This is a genomic window from Amycolatopsis sp. NPDC114478, from assembly GCF_055633805.1.
In genome coordinates this window covers 97,585-111,341 of the sequence record NZ_JBVKDO010000012.1, presented here as the reverse complement: position 1 = coordinate 111,341, position 13,757 = coordinate 97,585, and the positions used below count along the sequence as shown (strand labels likewise).

The 13,757-nt window shown below is 71.6% G+C and carries 15 protein-coding genes; 4 read left to right on the top strand and 11 right to left on the bottom strand.

What is annotated here, in order from left to right:
• The first annotated feature begins 123 nt into the window (after nucleotides 1-123).
• A complete protein-coding gene (locus tag ACZ7OH_RS30135; RefSeq protein WP_470283897.1) occupies nucleotides 124-1,215 on the top strand; it encodes a S1 family peptidase in 1,092 nt (363 codons plus the stop codon).
• 8 nt (nucleotides 1,216-1,223) lie between these two features.
• On the opposite strand, the gene ACZ7OH_RS30130 is transcribed toward ACZ7OH_RS30135, so the two are convergent.
• The 4 genes from ACZ7OH_RS30130 to ACZ7OH_RS30115 form a co-directional block, all read right to left on the bottom strand.
• On the bottom strand, nucleotides 1,224-1,490 hold the full coding sequence (locus ACZ7OH_RS30130; RefSeq protein ID WP_247023841.1) for a GlsB/YeaQ/YmgE family stress response membrane protein: 267 nt from the start codon (nucleotides 1,488-1,490) through the stop codon (nucleotides 1,224-1,226).
• 92 nt (nucleotides 1,491-1,582) lie between these two features.
• The gene (locus ACZ7OH_RS30125) at nucleotides 1,583-1,954 is read right to left on the bottom strand and encodes a hypothetical protein (protein ID WP_470283896.1); all 372 of its coding nucleotides are present in this window, start codon (nucleotides 1,952-1,954) and stop codon (nucleotides 1,583-1,585) included.
• Nucleotides 1,955-1,958: 4 nt separating this feature from the next.
• Nucleotides 1,959-2,324, bottom strand: coding sequence for a DsrE family protein (locus ACZ7OH_RS30120; protein WP_400899466.1), 366 nt, complete (start codon nucleotides 2,322-2,324; stop codon nucleotides 1,959-1,961).
• 66 nt (nucleotides 2,325-2,390) lie between these two features.
• Nucleotides 2,391-3,947: an HD domain-containing phosphohydrolase gene (locus tag ACZ7OH_RS30115; RefSeq protein ID WP_470283895.1), complete on the bottom strand. Its 1,557-nt coding sequence runs from the start codon at nucleotides 3,945-3,947 to the stop codon at nucleotides 2,391-2,393.
• A gap of 141 nt (nucleotides 3,948-4,088) precedes the next feature.
• Between ACZ7OH_RS30115 and ACZ7OH_RS30110 the strand changes: the two genes are divergently transcribed.
• A complete protein-coding gene (locus ACZ7OH_RS30110; protein ID WP_470283894.1) occupies nucleotides 4,089-5,249 on the top strand; it encodes an LLM class flavin-dependent oxidoreductase in 1,161 nt (386 codons plus the stop codon).
• Between the two features lie 187 nt (nucleotides 5,250-5,436).
• On the opposite strand, the gene ACZ7OH_RS30105 is transcribed toward ACZ7OH_RS30110, so the two are convergent.
• From ACZ7OH_RS30105 to ACZ7OH_RS30080, 6 genes are read right to left on the bottom strand one after another with little or no spacing between them, the layout of a single operon-like run.
• Nucleotides 5,437-6,183 carry an SDR family NAD(P)-dependent oxidoreductase gene (locus ACZ7OH_RS30105; RefSeq protein WP_470283893.1) on the bottom strand — a complete coding sequence of 249 codons (747 nt, stop codon included), beginning with the start codon at nucleotides 6,181-6,183 and terminating at the stop codon, nucleotides 5,437-5,439.
• Nucleotides 6,180-7,100, bottom strand: a complete 921-nt coding sequence (gene kce / locus ACZ7OH_RS30100) for a 3,5-dioxohexanoate:acetyl-CoA acetone transferase (protein ID WP_470283892.1) — start codon at nucleotides 7,098-7,100, stop codon at nucleotides 6,180-6,182. The genes ACZ7OH_RS30105 and kce overlap by 4 nt, the downstream gene beginning before the upstream one ends.
• Nucleotides 7,100-7,939 carry an LLM class flavin-dependent oxidoreductase gene (locus ACZ7OH_RS30095; protein WP_470283891.1) on the bottom strand — a complete coding sequence of 280 codons (840 nt, stop codon included), beginning with the start codon at nucleotides 7,937-7,939 and terminating at the stop codon, nucleotides 7,100-7,102. The genes kce and ACZ7OH_RS30095 overlap by 1 nt, the downstream gene beginning before the upstream one ends.
• Entirely contained in the window at nucleotides 7,936-8,706 is a 771-nt protein-coding gene (locus ACZ7OH_RS30090; RefSeq protein ID WP_470283890.1) for an HpcH/HpaI aldolase family protein, read from the bottom strand. Before ACZ7OH_RS30090 ends, ACZ7OH_RS30095 begins: the two co-directional genes overlap by 4 nt.
• Nucleotides 8,703-9,566 carry a cupin domain-containing protein gene (locus ACZ7OH_RS30085; protein ID WP_470283889.1) on the bottom strand — a complete coding sequence of 288 codons (864 nt, stop codon included), beginning with the start codon at nucleotides 9,564-9,566 and terminating at the stop codon, nucleotides 8,703-8,705. The genes ACZ7OH_RS30090 and ACZ7OH_RS30085 overlap by 4 nt, the downstream gene beginning before the upstream one ends.
• Before the next feature lie 12 nt (nucleotides 9,567-9,578).
• The gene (locus tag ACZ7OH_RS30080) at nucleotides 9,579-10,463 is read right to left on the bottom strand and encodes a DUF6282 family protein (RefSeq protein WP_470283888.1); all 885 of its coding nucleotides are present in this window, start codon (nucleotides 10,461-10,463) and stop codon (nucleotides 9,579-9,581) included.
• 148 nt (nucleotides 10,464-10,611) lie between these two features.
• Here ACZ7OH_RS30080 and ACZ7OH_RS30075 point away from each other — a divergent pair, with 148 nt between their 5' ends.
• The gene (locus tag ACZ7OH_RS30075) at nucleotides 10,612-11,973 is read left to right on the top strand and encodes an MFS transporter (RefSeq protein WP_470283887.1); all 1,362 of its coding nucleotides are present in this window, start codon (nucleotides 10,612-10,614) and stop codon (nucleotides 11,971-11,973) included.
• The gene (locus ACZ7OH_RS30070) at nucleotides 11,974-12,999 is read left to right on the top strand and encodes a hypothetical protein (protein WP_470283886.1); all 1,026 of its coding nucleotides are present in this window, start codon (nucleotides 11,974-11,976) and stop codon (nucleotides 12,997-12,999) included.
• On the opposite strand, the gene ACZ7OH_RS30065 is transcribed toward ACZ7OH_RS30070, so the two are convergent.
• Entirely contained in the window at nucleotides 12,966-13,757 is a 792-nt protein-coding gene (locus ACZ7OH_RS30065; RefSeq protein ID WP_470283885.1) for an IclR family transcriptional regulator, read from the bottom strand. The genes ACZ7OH_RS30070 and ACZ7OH_RS30065 overlap by 34 nt on opposite strands.

The window sequence follows — 13,757 nt, the reverse complement described above, 5'->3', positions numbered from 1 at the left end:
TTCGCTGCCCGGTTACTGTGCGGGCTCGACCGGATCACCCTCGGGCGCACCGGATCACCGGACACCCATCGCGACCGGCGCGGCCATCCCTCGCGCCGGTTCCCCGTGAAAGCGAGTACCGGCATGCGCACAAGACACCTGCTCGCCCGCACCGCCACCGCGCTGGTGGCCACCGCCGCGGTCGCCGGCTTCCTGACGAGCCCGGCCGGCGCGGTCACTGTCGACGGCTACGCACCCGACGTCCAGCGCGACGCCGTCGCGTCCCTCGCCGCGGAAGCCGGCATCAGCGAGTCCGCCGCGGTCGCGCTGCTGCGGACGCAGGCCGCGAGCGTCGAGACCCTGCACCAGGTCACCGCCGCGCTCGGCGCCCGCGCGGTCGACGGCTACCTCGACGCCGCCGCGAAGCCCGTCGTGAACGTGCTCGACCAGGCAGCCGCCGACCGGGTCACCGCGGCCGGCGCGCAGGCCCGGGTCGTCAAGCACTCGGGCGCGGCCCTCGCGGTCGCGCAGAACGCCCTGCAGGCGCTGCCCGCGGTCGCGCACACCTCGGTCGGCCTCGACCCGAAGACCAACCAGGTCGTGCTGACGGTGGCGGACGCGGCCAAGGGCACCGACGCCCTGCTGGCGGCCGCGGCGTCGCTCGGCGACCGCGTCCGGGTCGACAGGGTCGCCGGCGAGATGCACACCGTGATCTACAACGGCGAGGCCATCACCGGCGGCGGCACGCGCTGCTCGGTCGGCTTCAACACCAACCGCGGCGGCCAGAACTACATCCTCGACGCCGGGCACTGCACGCGGGCGGTGTCGCAGTGGAACGTCGGCCCGTCGCAGGGGTCGAGCTTCCCCGGCAACGACTACGGCCTGATCCGCAACACCACCGGCAGCGCGCCCGGCGCGGTCACCCTGTGGAACGGCTCCACGCAGCGGATCAGCTCCGCCGGCACCGCGACGGTCGGCCAGTGGATCAGCAAGAGCGGCAGCACCACGCACCTGACGTCGGGCTCGGTCACGCGCACGAACGTGACCGTGAACTACGCCGAGGGCTCGGTATCCCAGCTGATCCAGACCGACGCGCTGGTCAACCCGGGCGACTCGGGCGGCTGCCTGTTCGCGGGCAGCGTCGGCCTCGGCATCACGTCCGGCAAGGGCTCCGGGACGTCGTTCTTCCAGCCGGTCGGTGAGGCGATGAGCGCCTACGGCGTCAGCCTCAACTGAGGCCCGGACTAGTCGCGGCGGCTGCGGCCGAAGGCCATCCGGTAGATGACCAGGATGATCAGCGCGCCGAGGACCGCGAGGCCCCACGTGCGGAGATCGAAGAACGTGCCGAGATCCGTGTGGAACAGGGTCTTGCCGACCCAGCCGCCGACGAACGCGCCCCCGATGCCGAGCAGGATCGTGATGATGCAGCCGCCGGGGTCCTTGCCCGGCATGAGGGCCTTCGCGATCAAGCCCGCGATGAGCCCGAGCACGATCCAGCTGATGACGCCCACGGGTGCCTCCGTCCGCCTGTCTTCCTGACCGCAAGAGGATGGCAGGCGGACGGCACTCCGGCGCGTTGAGCCACGCCGACGTGAGCGGATTCTCAGCCGGCGAGCGCCCGGTAACCGGAGCAGAGGACGCGCAGCCACCCGATTTCACCGTTTTGCACCGTGTAGTACGCCTGCTGCTCGACGAGGTGGTCGACGCCGTCGCGCTCCACCCGCAGCCGGTAGGTGACGTGCTCGCAGTCCGCGACCCGGCCGGTGGTCACCGAGCACAGCTCGTGGATCGTCCGGCCGGGGCCGAACCAGCGGCCGAGGATCACGTCGTCGACGATCTCCGCGGGATCGGTGGCGCTCCAGTGGCGGCCCGGGGTCAACGCGGCGAAGTCGACTTCGCCGGCCAGTACCGCGTGCAGCCCGGCGGAGTCACGGGCCGCGAGCGCGTGGGCGAACTGCTCGCCTGCGGTGGTCATGGCGTCAGTAGCTGAACGTCGTGACGGGCTCGTCGCCGATCCACTCCCACATCGGCACCGTGCCGCCGAGGGACGCGTTGGCGACCAGGCCGTCGTCGGCGAGGTGGCGGGCGGTGAAGCAGATCGGGCAGACCAGGAACCGGCCGCCGGCGGCTTCGTAGCGCTTGACCAGGTCGGCCAGCGGCGGGCAGCCCTCACATGCCGTCGCCTGGGCGAACCCGTCGAGGGCGAGGCGGACCGCCTCCTTGGTGAGGAACATCAGCGTCGCGCGGTGCTGTTCGGCGGCGCCGACCGCGACGAGGAACGCGACGGTGACCTTCTCGGGGTCTTCGAGACCGGTGGTGAGGCTGATGACGGCACGGGTGGGCATGGCGGGCTCCTTACGGTTCGCCTCAGCCTCGTGCTCGCCCCGCCGCCCGCGCATGGGGCGGATGCCTCATCTTCCGGGCAGGCCGGCGAGGCCGTGTTCGAGCGCGAACAGCCCGGCGCCGGTCCGGTTGGACACCCCGGCCTTGGCGTAGATGTGCTCGACGTGGTTGCGGACGGTCTTCTCGCTGATCGACAGCGCCCGCGCGATCTCCCGGTTCGAGCCGCCGCCGGCGAGCAGCCGCAGCACCTCTACCTCGCGGCCGGTCAGCCCCGCGGGGTAGGACGTCCGGCGGCGCGCGTGCCCGGCCGCGAGCAGCACGGCGTCGACGGCTTCGGCGTCCAACCGGGACTCCCGCGCCTGCTGCCGCAGGATCTCGGCCGCGTCCACGGCGTCGCGCGCCGGGCGGTGCGGGCGCGGTTCGCGCAGCGCGTGGTAGACGTCGGCGGCGGCGAGCAGCCGCGCGTGCGGGGTCAGGGCCGCGCCGGCCGCGCCGAGCGGGTAGCCGGAGCCGTCGAGCCGTTCGTGGTGGGCCGCCGCGATGGCGGCGACCTGCGCCAAGCCCGTGACCCGGCGCAGGATCCGGCCGGTCAGGTAGGGGTGCAGCCGGACGCGTTCGCGCTCGGCTTCCGACAGCGGGCCGGGTTTCTCCCAGATGCTGTTGGGCACGCCCATCCGGCCGAGGTCATGCACCAGCCCGGCCCGCCGGACGAGCCGGATGTCCGGTTCGGACAGTCCGCTGCGCCGGGCGGCTTCGGCGGCGAGGTCGGCGACCCCGCGCGAGTGCCCGAGGGCGAAGGGGCACTTGAGGTCGGCGAAGTCGCCGATCGCGGTGAGCAGGTCGTCGAGCTCGTCGTCGGTCAGCGTCCGATCGCGGTCGGGGGCCTGTTCGAGGGCGGCCGTCCAGACGTCGTCGTCGAGCAGGCCGTCGAGGATTTCGCTTGCGGCGCCGGTGAAAGCGGCGACGACCGCGGGGTCGAACTGGCGGCCGCTGCGCGCTTCGGCCATGGTTCGTGCGGCGGCGACGCCCCCGCGGCGCAGGTGGACCTCGGCGACCTCGGCGAGGTGCACGACACGTACTTCGATCGGCAGCCGGTCGCCGCGCGCGCCGGTGGGCAGGCCGCTGCCGTCCCAGCGTTCGAAGGTGCCGGCCAGCGCCCGGGCGACGGTCTCGTTCAGCCCCAGCCGGTCGGCGAGCCGCCCGGCGGAGGAGCAGTGGGACTGGATGAGCTCGGCGAGGCGGCCCCGGGCGTTGACGAGGAACGCGGCGGCGACGACCCCGCGCGCGACGGGCGTCCGGTCCCGCCCGGCGTGCGTCGCGAGCAGGCGAAGGAAGGGCAGGCCGGCCCAGTCGACGCGGTAGGTGGCGGAGCGGAAGGCGATGTCGTCCCCGAACCACGCGGCGAGCTCGTGCGAGTCGGCGTGGCACCCGATCCAGGCGACGAGGGTGGCGTAGAAGGTGGTGCCGCGCTGTTCGCCGTCGAGCCCGAGCCGGTCGGCGAGCCGGGTGGCGATGAGCGCGGAGCGCAGCATGTGCTCCATGGGCTGCCCGAGCCCGAGATCGATGGCGAGCGAAAGAGCGGCGAGCACCTCGGCCCGCCGCGGCCCGGCCGGCTGCAAGGCCATGGGCACCGCCTTTCGTCCGGAAGAAGCGTGCCACCGGGGCGGCCCGGTGACCAAGCTGCTCCGTCCGGGTGACCATCCGTAACGACCCAGTCGCTCTCGGAGACTGACTCTGCGGTGACCCCGATGAAGCGGAGGCCGTGGATGAAGATCGACCTGTTCAACGAGATCCAGAACCCGCGGCCCTGGCCCGAAGGGCACGAACAGCTGCGGTTCCGGCAAGCCATCGAACAGGCCGTCCTCGCCGACGAACTGGGCTACGGGTGCTGGTGGCAGGTCGAACACCACGGCGCCGGGGAGTTCAGCCTTTCCTCCGCGCCCGAACTCATGCTGGCCGCGCTTTCGCAGCGGACCAGCCGGATCCGGCTCGGGCACTCCGCGGTGCTCGCGCCCGGGCGGTTCAACCACCCCATCCGCGTCGCCGAGCGGGCGGCGACGCTCGACCACCTCAGCGGCGGGCGCGTCGAACTGGGCCTGACCCGGTCGACCATCCCCGAGTGGCGCCTCTTCGGCATCGAGCCGGACGACGCCCGCGCGCAGACGCAGCAGGCCTTCGAGATGGTGCCGAAGATGTGGACCTCCGAACGGTTCTCCTACGAGAGCGACGCCTACCGCGTCGACGGTGTCGGAATCGGGCCGAAGCCGTTGCAGCAGCCGCACCCGCCGTTGTGGCAGGCCGCGGCGAGCCCGGCGTCGTTCGAGGAAGCCGGGCGCCGCGGGGTGGGCGTGCTCGGGACGACCATGTGGGAGTCCCTCGAGCGCGCGGGCCGCCTGATCGGCCTGTACCGGGCGGCGGCCGCGCAGTGCACCGAGCCGGTCGGGGCGTTCGTCAACGACCAGGTCGGCTTCTTCACGTTCGTCCACTACGCGGACACGGACGAGGAGGCCATGCGCAACGGCGCGGCGGCGGCCGCGGCGTGGTACACGGTGACGGCGCTGACGTTCTTCGAAGCGGCGACGGAGTTCGTGCGCGCCAACGCCCGCAACGAAGAGCTCGTGAAGTCCCCGGGCTTGACCGGCGACTTCCTGCGCGGCGAAGCGTCGAACGCGCCGTCGGAGGCGAACCTCCTGATCGCCCGGATCCTGCAGGGCGAGCAGGTTCCGGACGAGGAGGTCTTCGAGGTGCTGAGCGCGCAGGACTCGCTGATCGTGGGCAGCCCGGAGACGTGCCGCAAGAAGCTGCGCGCGTACGCCGAACTGGGCATCGACCGGATGATGTGCCTCCAGCAGATCGGCGGCATCCCGCACGAGAAGGTACTGAAGAGCATCCGGCTGATCGGCGAGCTGATCCCGGACCTGGCCTGAAGGGGCGGCGGGCCGGCTGGTTGCCGGCTTCCGGAATCGTCCTTCCCGTGCGGTTGCCGGTGCGCTTGTACTTGAACCCGTTGCGGGTGGCCGGCTTCCGGCGGAGGCCGTGGTTCAAGGTGCCGGTCCCGCCGGTTGCCGACGAGGCGTAGCCGGGTGGCGAACCTTGGCCCACCACCCGGCGGCCTCACGCGGTGAAGCCGCCGTCGACTGGGACTACCACTCCGCTCAAGTGGCTTGCCCGGTCGCTCAGCAAGAACGCCGCCGTCGAGCCGACTTCCGCTCCCGTGCCCGCTTTCCGCAACGGCGTTGCCGCGATGCGGGCCTCCACTCCGCCCGGGATCGTGCGGCGCAGCTCGTCCAGCATCGGGGTCTCCGTCGGGCCCGGGGCGAGCACGTTGACGCGGATGCCCAATGGCCCGAAGTCGTGGGCGGCCGTGCGGGTCAGGCCGATCACCGCGTGCTTCGTCGCCTGGTACGCGCCCATGCCCGGGCTGCCTCGGAGGCCGCCGATGCTGCTCACGTTCACGATCGAGCCGGACCCCTGCGCCTCCATCACCGCGACCTCTGCCCGCAAGCACAGCCACGTGCCTTTGACGTTGACCGCCATGATCCGGTCGAAGTCCGCTTCGGACACCTGGTCGAGCCGACCGCCGCCGCCCATTGCCGCGTTGTTGAACGCGCCGTCCAGCCGGCCGAAGCGGGACACCGTCGCCGAGACGAACGCGTCCACATCGGACGCCGACGACACATCGCCCGTCGTGTAGGCGACGTCGTGGTCGGACAGCTCCGCGGCCAACTTGGCCAGGGGCTCCTCGTTCCGGGCCACCAGCATCACCGACGCACCGTCCGCGGCGAACACCCGCGCGGCGTCCGCGCCGATGCCCGAACTGGCCCCGACGACCAGGACCACCTTGCCCGTCAGCAAACTCATGCCGCTCCTCCTCGCAGTGCCAGCATCGCGCGTGCGTCGGCCGGGGTGGCGATCGGTTTCCCGAGGTCGTCCACCACCGCCCGGATCTTCCGGACCTGCTGGGCGTTGCTCTCCGCGAGCCGCCCCTTGCCGATCCACAGGCTGTCCTCCAGGCCGACCCGCACGTGCCCGCCGAGCCACGCGCTGTGCGTGCCGAAGCTCAGCTGGTCCCGGCCGGCGGCGAACGCCGAAAAGCAGTAGTCGTCGCCGAAGAGCTTGTCCGCGATCCGCACCATGTGCTCCAGGTTCGCGTGGTCGGCGCCGATCCCGCCCAGGACGCCGAACACGCCCTGGATCAGCAACGGCGGTTTCGCCAGGCCCAGCTCGACGAAGTACGCCAGCGAGTACAGGTGCCCGATGTCGTAGCACTCGTACTCGAACCGCGTCCCGGACTCGCCGAGCGTCCGCAGCGTGTGCTCGATCTTGTCGAACGTGTTCACGAACGGCTTCGAGTACGTGTTGAGCACGTACGGCTTCTCCCAGTCGTGCTTCCACTCGGTCACCTTGTCGGCGATGCCCGAGTAGACGAAGTTCATCGACCCCATGTTCATCGACGCGAGCTCGGGCCGCAGCCGGTAGGCGGCCGCGAGCCGTTCGTCCATCGTCATCGAGGACGCGCCGCCCGTCGTGATGTTGATGACGGCATCGGATTCCGAGGTGATCCGCCCGACGATCTTCTCGAAGACGTCGGGATCGGGCGTCGGCCGGCCGTCCGGCTCGCGGGCGTGCAGGTGGACGATCGCCGATCCCGCCTCGATCGCCTCCAGCGCGGCGTCGGCGACCTCATCGGCGGACAGGGGCAGGTACGGGCTCTGCGACGGGATGTTCACCGAGCCGGTGATGGCGGTCGTGATGATGACTTTTTCGGCCGGGCGCATCAGTTCTCCTCCAAGGTGAGTGCGCGGTAGGCGTCGAGCTTGGCGTCGTCGAGCGGCCCGACCAGCGTCAACGCGACCTGTGTGGCGCCCGCGTCGTACTGCGCTCGCACCGTCTCGCGCACCTGGGCAGGCGTGCCGCAGGCGACGAGCGCGTCGACGAGCCGGTCGGATCCCGGCGGCGCGAGGTCGGCGTCGGTGAAGCCGAGCCGCTTCAGCTTGGCGAGCTGGTGGGGGAGCGTCAGGTAGTAGGCGAGCCGATCGCGCGCGACCTCGCGGGCGGCGGCGCGCGACCGGCCCACCACCGCCCACTGGACCACCGACAGGAAGAGGTCGCCGACCGTTTCGCGCGCCCAGCGGGTGTGCTCCGGCGTGACGAGGAACGTGATCAGCCCGTCGGCGCGCTCGGCGGCCAGCCGCGTGATCCCCGCCGAGTACGCCCCGAGCACCTTCGGTACCCCGTGCGCCACCTTGTCGACGCCGTCGAGGTACTCGCGCAGGAAGGGGAGCGGTCCGACCCCGCGTTCGCGGACCGCTCCGCTCACCCCGAGCCCCAGCACGTACCGCCCGGGGTAGCCGGCGGCGAGGTCGCGCGCCGCCGAGGCCGCCGACTTCGGCACGCGCTCGAGGGCCCGGGCGACGCCGTTGCCGACGATCAGCCGGGACGTCGACGCCAGCACCAGCGCCGCCGTCGTGAACGCCTCCCGCCCGTTGACCTCGGGGATCCAGACCATCCGGTGGCCGGCGTCCTCGAGCGCACGCACGAACCGGACGGCCCCGTCGTGGTCGAGGTCGTCCAGCTCGGCGATCGACAACGCGGTGCGCGGCAGCGAGAGCGTCATGCGGTCGCGTCCCGGAACGCCCGGACCAGGCCGCGGGCGGCTTCGGCCAGCATCGTCGTGTCGTTGCTGAGCAACACGAAGTCGCAGCCGTCCCGGACAGCCCGCGCCGCCTTCTCCGGGACCCCGCCGAAGGCGAGCCCGCACTTCTTCCCGGCGTCGTGCGCGGCCGCGATCGCCGAGGCGACGAGGTCGAGTACGTCGGGGGACGCGGGCGTCGACCCCATCGACATCGACAGGTCCGCCGCGCCCACGAACACGGCGTCCACTGTGTCCAGTGCGAGCATCTCCGGCGCGGCCTTGATCGCTTCGACGCTTTCCAGCTGCGGGATGCACAGGACGTCGTCGTTGCCGGCGGCCAGGTACTCGGCGTTGGGCCGCAGCCCCCAGGCCCCGGCTCGGCTGGTGCCGCCGGCACCGCGGACGCCGTGCGGCGGGAACCGGCACGCCCGACCGACGGCCGCCGCCTCTTCGACGGTGTCGACGTGCGGCACGAGGATGCCCATGGCGCCCGCGTCGAGGATCTTCTGGATCGTCGACGGCGTCTTGTCCGGCACCCGCACGATCGGCGTCATGCCGAGCGCCGCGGCGGTGTTGATCAGCCGGTACGCCGTCACCAGGTCCAGCGGCGCGTGTTCCAGGTCGATGACGACGAAGTCGAACCCGGCGAACGCCATGATCTCGGCCGGCTCGGTCGAGGCGATCTTCAGCCACGTCCCGACGGGAGTGGCGGGACGGGTGAAGAGCCCGCCTCCGGTCCGGCCGTTCATGGCATCGGATAGTCGTCGGCGTTCAGGACCCAGCCCGGTTTCTCCGAGAAGTCCACCCGCGGCGGGCTGAAGATGTCGATCAGCTGGTTGACGCCCGGGTCGCTCGCCGCGGAGGTGTGCACGGTCGGCGGCGGGATGATCGTCACCGACGGGCTGCCGATCCGCACGTGCTCGTCCTCGCGCCACGTCGTGCTGTCAGGCAGCCACGGCGTGCGGATGTGGTGCACGTATTCCCCTTGCACGGCCAGGGAAAGCTGTTCGAAGTCGTCGTGGTGGTGCGGCGAGAGCTTGCGCGGGTCGCGCGGCCCGTTCTGCAGCGGGAGGAAGTTCACCATGAACGACCGCGTCCGGAAGATCCGCCCGAACCGCTTCGGGTCGTCCGGGACGTCCGCCAGCGAATAGAAGCGGACCCGCTCTTCGGCGGGGGCCGGCCAGCGCTCCAGCAGCGTGACACGCGGGTGGTTCTCGGCGTAGGCGCCGGCGTTCGCGACGCGGTCCCGCCACGCGGGTTCGGTCGCCTCGACCAGCCGGACGAGCGGGCCGTCGCCGTGGACGCCGATCCGCGACGCGCCGGGCGGGACCACCACGAGCCCGGGGGAGTCCACCTTGGTCGCGCCGTCGTCGGTCAACACCGTGAACGCGGGGGAGGCGGCGGTGACGATGATCGCCAGCTCACCCTCGAGGGTCCCGTTGTCGAGGTCGTCGCCGTCGCGGGCGTCGGTGTGGACGAGGATGACGTTCTGCGCCCGCACGACCGGCGTTTCCCGCAGGTCGAGGTACTGCGCGGCGGTGATCGCGGCGCCGCTGTCGGGCCGGGCCGCGGTGGCCAGGGCCGAGCGGGGATCGTCCTTTTCGTACACGAGCGGGTCCTTTCAGGCGTCGAGGTTCAGCAGGTACGTCGGGTTGTCGCGGACCATCCGCCGCAGGTCCTTCTCCGGCAGGCCGAGGTCGAGCAGCGCCTCGCCGACGCGCAGCCACGCGTCGACCGGCTTCGGGTTGGCCTTCTGACCGAAGTCCGACGCCAGCACGGTGTGCTCCGGGCCGAGGGCCTCGATCCAGGTCAGCAGGTTCTTCGGATCCCACTTCTGCGTGCCCTCCGGGTCGTACATGCCGACCTCGTGCTCGATGAACGCGCCGAGCTCGATCAGCTCGCGGCACAGCGCCGGGTCGGCGCCGATGACGAAGTCGGGGTGGCTGACCACCATCCGCTTCATCCCGCGCTCGTGCGCCTCCCGGAACAGCGTCTTGATGTACTCGGGGTACATGTGCCCGCCGTTGAGGACGGCCTGCTGCTCCTTGATCTCGTCGAGGATCTCGAGCGCCTCGGGCTTGAGCGAGCCTTCACCGTCGACGATGTCGATGCGCTCCAGCGTCAGCGGGACGGTCGTGGTCGGGAAGGCGCCGTCCTCGGGGTGGCAGTCGATGTGCCGGCCGGAGGAGATGGTCGGGAACCAGACGACCTTGCCGCCCATCCGCAGGGTCATCCGCACGGCGTGCACGTTGAGCCCGCCGACCGTGCTGTTCAGCGCGATCCCGCCGAACACCTGCGCCCGGACGTCGGCGAGGCGGCCCTTCATCGCGAGGACGTCCATCTGGGTGTTGTGGTGGTGGGACTTCGCGACCATGGCGCGCATCCCGATCCGGGCGCCGTCCTGCGCGGCCTCGACGTGGTCGAAGCGCCGGGGGAACGGGCTCGGCCCGGAGTGGACGTGCATGTCGACCAGGCCGTCCAGGACGGCGGCGATGGCGGGGCTCATCAGAGTGCCTCTCGTTCGCATTATGAAGTCAAAGTTCACTATAAGACCGGCTGTCAACCCTGTGACCGCTCTTGTGTTCACGGTTGGCGGTATTTAGAGTGTCTGACGTTCGCTTCGTGAACACTAGGTTCGAAAACGGAGGACACCGATGTCCACACCGCCCGACGCCGCGGAGGCGGCCGTCCGCCCCGGCACCCCGCACGGCCCGGACCCCGCGAAGGTGCGCGCCGCGGTCCGCGGCGGAACGCTCGCCTACTTCGTCGACCAGTTCGACATCTACCTGCCGATCGTCGTGCTGGCGCCGGCGACCGCGTACTTCCAGGCCGCGAACCTCAGCGCGAGCACGACGGCCCTGCTGGCGTCCCTGGTGTTCGCCTCGACGCTGATCGGCCGCCCGCTCGGCGCGGTCATCTTCGGCCACTTCGCCGACACGGTCGGGCGCAAGCGCACGACACTGGTCGCGGTCGGCGGGTTCGGCGTCATCACGCTGATCACCGCCTGCCTGCCCGGCCACGAGACGATCGGGATGTGGTCGGTCGGCCTGCTGATCGCGCTGCGGTTCGTCGACGGGATCTTCCTCGGCGGCGAGTACACGACGGCGGTGCCGCTGGCGATGGAGTGGAGCCCGAAGCACAAGCGCGGCCTCTACGCCTCGATCATCACGTCGACCTCGCCCGCCGCGTACGCGGTGATTGCCGCGATCACGCTGCTGATGCTGCAGCTGCTGCCCGCCGCCGGCCTGCACAGCGCGTACGTGCAGTGGGGCTGGCGGGTCCCGTTCCTCGTCGGCGCGCTGCTGGCCGCCGTGCTGTTCCGCTACTACCTCAAGCAGGTCCACGAGCCCCCGGTCGAGCTGACCGGCGAGAAGCACAAGCTCCCGCTCGTGCGGCTGGTGAAGAAGTACCCGCGGGCGCTGGGCCAGGTGTTCATCCTGATGACCGGCACGTGGCTGGCGACCAACATGGAAGCCGCCGTGACACCCGCGCAGCTGAAGGCGCACCTCCTGCTGTCCAGCAAGGAGGTCACGCTGACGATGCTGGTGATCAACGCGTCCGCCGCGCTGTCCTACCCGCTGTTCGGCCTGCTGTCCCAGCGGATCGGGCGACGGCGGTTCTACATCGGCTACGGCCTGGCGATGGTCGTGCTCGGCGCGGGGTCGTACACGCTCTTGATGACCTCGAACGGCGGGTTCGGCGCGGCGCTCGGCTTCGGCGTGCTGATCGGCGTGTTCACCGTCGGCACGTTCGGCCCGATCGCGGCCTACCTGACCGAGCGCTTCCCGGCGAGCATCCGGTCCACCGGCTACGGCGTCGGGTACAGCCTCGCGCTCATCGCCCCGGCGTTCTACCAGTTCTACCTGCAGCGGTTCGACGGGTTCATGCCGGCGCACCTCGCCCCGGGCGTCCTGATCGTGCTCGCCGGCCTGCTGATCAGCCTGGGCGGGTTCCTCGGCCCGGAGACGAAGGACGTCGACATGGCCGACGACAGCACGATCCCGAAACTGTCCTGAGTGGACGGTGTGGACGGTCTGGATGTCGGCGGCCTCGCCACCGCCAACCCGGTGTGGGTCGGCTCCTCGGAGCTGACCATGACCCTGGACGGGATCACCGCGTGCGTCGACGCGGGCGCCGGGGCGGTGGTGGCGAAGTCGGTGAACGAAAGCGCGGCGGCCCGAAAGCAGCTGGCCATCGCCGACTACGCCTTCGTTTCCACCGGCGGCGAGGTGCGGCCGCCGGGCACGGCCCGGGCCGGTGACGGGCTGCTCAACCGGTCCGGGCTCGCGGCCGTGGACCTCGACGACTGGCTGGCGATGCTGGCCGCCGCCGCTTCCCACGGCGCGGCACGCGGTTGCCCGGTGGTCGGCAGCATCACCCTGGGCGACCCGGCCGCGGCCGCGCGGATCGGCCGCGCGCTGGCGTCGGTGGTGCCGGCGGTCGAGCTGAACATGGGCGCGCCGCACGGCCGTGAGGCGCGCGCGGTGCGGCAACTGACCGAAGTGGACGGTGTGGCCGACGCGGTTCGGACCGTGCGGGCCGCCGTCGACGTCCCGTTGTTCGTGAAGCTGCCGGGCCAGGCGTCGGACGTCGTCGCGCTGGCCCGCGCGGCTCGCTCGGCCGGCGCGGACGCCGTCGGGCTGGTCGGCCGCTACCCGGGCTTCCTGCCGGACCTCGAGGGCGGCTCGGTGCTCGGCTCGTGGGGCGCGTGGAGCTCACCGGGGTGCCTGCCGATGAGCCTTTACTGGGTAGGTAAGGCTTTCCAGCAGCTCGAAGTGCCCTTGATCGGGACGAACGGCGCTCGCACGCCTGAAGACGTGCTGCGGTTCCTCGCCGCCGGCGCACGGGCCGTCGAAGTCGTGACAGCGTTGTGGATCGGCGGACCCGCCGTCCTCCGAGAGCTGGTCGACGGAGTTTCCGGCGTCACCGAAGACTTCATCGGCAGCGCGCTGGCCGGGACGCGCGAGTACGCGGACGTCCCGCCGCTGCCGTCGCCGGCGTGGCTGCCCTACACCGCGCGCTGGAGGTCGTCGGGCCGGTAGTGCCCGCCCAGTTCGAGGGTGAGCTCGCGCGCAGTGTCGACCACGACCCGCAGCTCGGGCGTGTCGTCGCCCATCGACAGCGTGTTGTCCGGGCCCACGATCGCGATCGTCGCGCAGATGCCGTACTCGTCGAAGACCGGCGCCGCCACGGCCACTATCCCCGGCGTGCTCATCGCCGAGCAGTGCCCGACCGCGCGGACCCGGTCGACGTCGGCGCGCAGCTCGTCGCGCGCGGTGCCGGAGAGGTTGCCGATCAGCCGTTCCATCGAGAGCTGGTCGGCGTGGTAGGCGAGGAAGACCTTGCTCTGCGCGGTGTCCAGCGGCAGGTGGCTGCCCACCCGCACCGACACGATGACGATCGTCGACGCGTTCTCCTCGACCCGCGAGACCACCGGGCCGGTGAGGCCCCACAGGCTGAGCACGACGCTCGTCTGCGTGGCGCGCGAGAGCGCCTGCATGTGCCGCGGCGCGAGGTTGACCACGCGGCGGTGGCCGATGGCGAACGCGCCCAGCTGCAGCAGCAGGCCGCCGGGGACGTACCCGCCTTCGTTGCTGCGCTCGAGAAGTCCCGCCGCGACCAGGGACGTGCAGTAGCGGTACGCCGTGGTGCGGTTGAGGCCGAGCCGCTCGGCGACCTCGCCGGCGGTGACCTCGGGCGTGGCCGGGTCGAACAGGGACAGGATCTGGCTGACCCGGCTCACGGCCTGGATGTCCGCCTGGTCGGCGCGGGTGTCCGGGGAGCGCGTCGGTTTGGTCAC